We start from the raw sequence: 5,795 nt of genomic DNA, 5'->3' as shown, positions 1-5,795 counted from the left end.
GGCAGATATGCCCCAAAGGCCATTCCCCCTTCGTTCCCGGTGACGAGCCCTTCACGTTCCTCTGCCTCGAAACCATAATTCAGACCATCCTGATCCAGATTGCTCGACTGATAGACGAAGTACTCTGTTCGGTTATTGAAACTTAGTCCCGCACTGAGCCCTAGACCTGCATAGAAGGACAGATTTTTTTCTTGGGAAGTCCGGAAGATCAAAGAAGCGTCCAGAGCAAAGCGCTCACTGATGTACTCTACAGATACCGACCGTCTAGCTATTGAATCCACATAAATCTGATTCCCGTTCTGTGAAGAAGTGAGGGTGTCGATACGGTAAGTCTCAGAACTTCCCCGGTAGTAATCCAATGCGGTGACATGGTCATAGGTGATCCCGATACGTAAGGTGGGGTTATTCCTAAGTGCTTCGGTACCCTTTTGATCGAATCTGAGGCCGATCATGGCTTTGAAAGTGAAATTGGGAGCATTGGAGAATCCATTCGAGAAGTAGTCATCCTCTTGGTACAGCAAATCATCCTGAATCGCAGGTGATAAGGCCATGAGGTCACTCTGTGTGAATGTGTTGGCCTCCTGTCCATTGCTTCCAAAATAGAGATTGAAATCCGTGACGTGCACACTGGATTCGTTCTGCGCTCCGGCTGCGAAGGCAGTTCCAATCAAGAAAGAGAGAAGGAGTGTTCGCATTGACCTCAGTTTTTGATGACGGTGAATCGCTTGATCTGCATCTCAAGACCTTCTCCGATGTGCATGGTGTAGGACCCATCAGCCAGGTCATGTATACCGATCTCATTGTTCGGGCCATTGAGTATGCCTGACTTCACGGCCTTACCCTGAATGTCGCGTATGACATAGGATTCCTGGAGGTGTTGATCCGATCGTATGGTGATCTGTTCTGCGGTCGGATTTGGGTAAAGGAGTACTTCTTGAGTGGACTCCGATTCTTCCAGACCGATCGCATCGATCTGCGCCAGGTCGAAACTGTAGATCGAACGACCGAAGGTGCCGATATACAAGGTATTCGTCATCTCATGAAGTTGGAGATGACTCATGATAGTAGGAGGGAGGTTCTCTCCCAATATCGACCAACTTAGACCATCGTCTTCGGAAAACCACACTCCCATATCCGTGGCCACATAGAGACGTGACGGTTCTGCCTGCAACAGGATGTCATTCACCGGTATATTGGGTAGGTTTCCGCTGATATCCATCCATGATTGGCCACCGTTGATGGTCTTGAAGACATGTGGAGTGTAATCGGTATTCCTGAATCCAGAGAAGGTGACGTATGCTACTTGGTCATCGTCCGGGTGAATGGCAAGACCGGTGACATAGCGATCTGGCAGGTCAGCAGAGATCATTTCCCAGTCACCACCACCGTTGAAGGTCACGTGCACCATCCCGTCATCACTTCCTGTATAGATCACATCTTGATTCTGAGAACTTGCGGCCAGGGTCGTCAAGGTCCCATAGGATCCCGATCCACTTGGATGTTGACCCTGGGTAAGGTCGGGTGAGATGACAGACCAGCTGAGGGCACGATCATCCGAGCGCCAAAGTCGATTGCTTCCATAGTAGACCACGCTCGGATCATATGTAGACAGGATGACCGGGGTATTCCAGTTGGTGCGATCGGCCTGGTCGATATCATCGATGGCATAGTCCATAGAAATGGCATTGTTATCCGAGCGGAAGAGGTTTCCCCATTGATATTCAGCATAGACATAGCTGTTGTCCTCCGGGTCCACGTTGACATGGAATCCATCACCACCGAGTATGGCTTCGTAATCATCCAGTTCACCGGACAAGGTGCGCAGTGTGTTATTATCCTGAGTACCTCCATAGAGCTCTCCCGGCCAGCTCTCATCTACCTCTATCTGGTAGAACTGCGTGATAGGTAGGTTCTCGAAATGCTCCCAGGTCACTCCATTGTTCTCAGAGATATAGAGCCCGCCATCGGTGCCACAGAGGACCATATTGGGATCTTGTGCTGACCATTCCATGGCATGGAAATCCACGTGCATCTGATTGTCCTGTGTCCAAGTGACTGCATTGTTCTGCGTGCGATAAAGCTTCTGACCGAGTACATAGATGTCATTGATATCATGCGGATTGACGCGAATGTTGCCGAAATACCATCCAAAGGAGGAGTTGACATCACTGATGTCATCGTATTCTGCCAAGGTCCAGTTCTCTCCACCATCGTTGCTCCTGTAGAGTCCAGCATAAACATTGGTGATGGCGTTGGTCGTATAGCTGGCGTAGACTACATTCGGGTCAGTGGCCGAGATAGCCAGACCGATGCGACCCGTCTGCGTATCGTCTTCAGGCAGCCCATTGGTCAATTGTTGCCAGGTATCTCCTCCGTCAGCACTACGGTACACACGTGAGGTCACCCCTCCATAGACTCTTCCCCAAGGTCTTCTTCTGCGTTCCCAGGTAGAAGCATAGATGATGTCCGTATTGACCGGGTCCATGACCACATCGATACAGGCTGTGCTATCTGTAACGAAGAGCACTTGTTCCCAATTGGCACCTCCATCAGCGGTGCGGTAGAGACCTCGAGTAGGGCTTGTTCCGTAGAGCAGACCCGTAGTAGCCGCAAAGACCTTATCCGGGTCTGTAGGATGCACGACCAATCGACCGATATGTTGTGAATCAGGTAGACCTGCCTCTTGCCAGGTATCTCCGCCATCATCTGATCGCCATACTCCATCCCCGAAGAATGCCCCAGAAGTGCCAGAACCGTTTGCTTCACCTGTACCCACATAGACGCGGTCCGGATCAGAAGGAGCGATGGTCACATCACCGATACTAGGCCGACCGGCCGTGTCGAAGACCGGTGTCCAACTTTCACCTCTGTCTGTAGTCCGAAAAACTCCACCTACGGCACACCCGATGAAGAAAGTGTTGTCATCCACAGGTGAGATGGCGATGTCGGTGATGCGCCCACCGATATTGAGCGGACCTTCTTGTTGCCAGACACCTTGGCTTTTTCCTTCACCGGATTTCAGAATGGCCCTGCGCTGTTCCCAAGCTGCATCGATTGCCTTTTGATCGATACCGTTGGGGTAGGCCCTCTGGGCATACATATGGTCACTCGGGAGCATCTCTACCGAGTCGGGACCGGTACGGAATCGAGGTTCTTTCTCGGAGCAGGAGATGAGAACTATGACTATACTGAAAAGACAAAAAGTACCTACCGATGATTTCATAGGGCGAAGATAGATATGTGGGTGCCTCTGGATAGAACAATTGCATGCAATGAATGGATTGGTAATTCCAACTCTGACATTACTTCTATATTCGAAAGCTCAGTAGAATAATGGACAAAATCCGAGAATGTGGAACAACTGGAAAAGGTAGATGAGATCAGTCTTTTGGGACATGTTTCCCTTTTACTCATGCGTCTTTATGTAGGCCTGAGTATGGTATCAGCCGGATTGAGTAAGATTCCCTTACCCCATTGGATGACAGAGCAGGTGGAAGCCATTTCTTGGATGCCCATGCCCGAGTTCATGGCGGGTCTGGCCAGCTATACCGAATTTGCCGGAGGCATTCTGATCACATTGGGACTACTCACACGTCCTGCCGCTTTCTTTTTGGCGATCACCATGGCTGTTGCCGCCTTCTCCTCCCAGGATACTACACCTTTCATTGGAATCCATGTAGCTCAAGGGTACCTCTGGTCCTATGTAGTCTTATTGGCGATAGGTGCGGGCAGGATGAGCTTGGATCACCTGTTGAAGAGTTGGGGAAAATGGATAGGTATTGGAGTGGCAGGTATTCTAGCCATTTATACTATCTCACAAGGGACGCTCGAACCAGAGTCGGCTGATAGCGAAGGGGTGACTATCGAAAGTCTGGCTTTACCGGGCACATTCAACGATTGGGATCCAGCAAGTGACAAGATGAGCCTGGTAGGGGATAGCATCTATCGATTAGAGGTGGATCTAGCTCCCGGACCCATCGAATTCAAAGTAGCGGTCAATGAGGCTTGGGATATCAACCTGGGGGTCATAGAATCTAATGAACCTACCTTTCCGCTGGAGACCCGATTGGACATAGATTCTCAAGGAAATACCCAGAATGTCAAGGCATTTATCCCTAAAGAAGGTGAGTATACTATCACACTTGATCTGAAGAGTTTGGAGTTGAGATTGGATAGTTTGTGAGGAACGACTACAAATGAGAAGGAAATTGAGTTTGTCGAAATGCCCCGATTTCGCAGATGGATCTTCGGACTCGCCATCCTACGACAGACTCATGGACCCGTCTATCTTTCCACTCATACACCATAATGACCTTTGTAGTCTTGAATTTTGATTCTGGAATAAGACCTCATCCATCTCGAGAGAACACACCCCTTCAACGCACTGGCCATCTCAATCCCCTCTCGAGAGGGGAAAACGCATCTGAAGGATGTGTCGGGGTGTGTTTAAAAGCCAAATAATCAATACCCCGATCCATCATTCCTCATTCTTTCATCACCTGATCTGCCCATCCTTCATCTTCGAGCGTCCTCCTTTACCCTTCTTCTTGAGGTTCTGCTTCTTAGGGCCTGTCGGACATTCACGATTGGGGCGCTTGCGGAGCCACTGATAGCGAAGTGTGATCAGTACAGGCCGATACTTCGAGTTGAAGACCGTCTTGCGGGATTCGATACCGTTGAAGGGAACAATGTTCTCAATGGGTGTCTCGGCAGTCAGACTCAACCAGGACCGGGCGCTGGTCTTATAGCCCACACCGGCCTTCACATGGAAATGGGCATATAAGGATTCATCAGGCGGCAGCATATTGAGTCCGGGATAGCTAATATCATAGCTGGCAGAATTGATGATGCGATATTCTATATCCGCCCCTATACCGGCCAGACCGTACCAATGGGTCTTGAATGGAAAGGCCTTGTTCAGATTCACATTGAGAGCGACCATATCCTGAGTGAACTCTCCTTGCCCGGCCAGCATATCAGGTAGTGTATCCAGAGAGTTGGGCTGCTTGAGGGCCGTGAATTCTTCGGTACCTAGATGTTGCTTGTAGGAGACCGTGGCATCCACATAGTCAAAGAAGGAATTCTCGGTAAGCCAGAACATACCGAATTCTGCATGGAGACCGATCCGTCCTTTAGGAGGGAAGGTGCCTAGATACGAGCCGGCATCGGGAGAGTCTGGGATGGCCAGGAATTCGATCTCGTGGTCCTGTTGTCCCCACATGGTCGACACCCCCAATCCGATGAGCCATCCCGAACTGCGATAATTCGGACCAGCAGTGAAGAGAAGTTCTTGTGAGCGGTTCTGTGCCTGGATATCTATCAGACAACAGAGAGCGATGAGTAGTACAGTGATTCTCATAGTCTATTCTTGCTAGCTATTTCGAAATAACGCAAGAAGATGTATAGATATTGAAGACAGTCCATGGCTTATGAACAGTGGTGATAGGAAGATGAGAGCGATTGAATAGAAACTAGGCCGTTGTTTTGATTTGCCTTTTGAGCTAAAGCTATTTGCTTTTATCTTCTGAGCTGGCCTAAATACCACGCTTGAACAGCAGGCATATCCATTCATCATTCCTACAACTCTTCATTCCCATACCTGATTATCTTCGAAGGGCTGCTGATGAGGAGTCTTTTCATCCATATCGTCCTGTTCTTGTCAGTCTTGCTGTATTCTCCATCCTGTGTGGCCCAGAATATAAAAGTCTCGACTGCCGATCGGTTCAGCGTGGGGGATACCAGCATCGAGTTCCATTCGCAGATCAACGGACATTATTATCGTATCTATATAGACC

Annotated in this window: 4 protein-coding genes; 1 reads left to right on the top strand and 3 read right to left on the bottom strand. The window is 49.4% G+C overall.

Going from position 1 to position 5,795, the window contains the following annotated elements:
- Together HKN79_10190 and HKN79_10185 are read right to left on the bottom strand one after the other, a co-directional pair.
- A partial coding sequence (locus HKN79_10190; GenBank protein ID NNC83936.1) for a hypothetical protein occupies positions 1-695 on the bottom strand: 695 nt, incomplete at its 3' end.
- Between the two features lie 5 nt (positions 696-700).
- Complete coding sequence (locus HKN79_10185; GenBank protein NNC83935.1) at positions 701-3,223, bottom strand: T9SS type A sorting domain-containing protein; 2,523 nt, start codon at positions 3,221-3,223, stop codon at positions 701-703.
- Between the two features lie 129 nt (positions 3,224-3,352).
- On the opposite strand from HKN79_10185, the gene HKN79_10180 reads away from it, so the two are divergent.
- On the top strand, positions 3,353-4,183 hold the full coding sequence (locus tag HKN79_10180; GenBank protein NNC83934.1) for a DoxX family membrane protein: 831 nt from the start codon (positions 3,353-3,355) through the stop codon (positions 4,181-4,183).
- A 312-nt stretch (positions 4,184-4,495) separates the two neighbouring features.
- On the opposite strand, the gene HKN79_10175 is transcribed toward HKN79_10180, so the two are convergent.
- The gene (locus HKN79_10175; GenBank protein ID NNC83933.1) at positions 4,496-5,359 is read right to left on the bottom strand and encodes a hypothetical protein; all 864 of its coding nucleotides are present in this window, start codon (positions 5,357-5,359) and stop codon (positions 4,496-4,498) included.
- Positions 5,360-5,795 lie beyond the last annotated feature (436 nt).

Source organism: Flavobacteriales bacterium (genome assembly GCA_013001705.1).
In the GTDB taxonomy this organism is placed as follows: domain Bacteria; phylum Bacteroidota; class Bacteroidia; order Flavobacteriales_D; family JABDKJ01; genus JABDLZ01.
The sequence above is the reverse complement of the archived record's forward strand: the minus strand, read 5'-3'. Positions and strand labels throughout refer to the sequence as shown.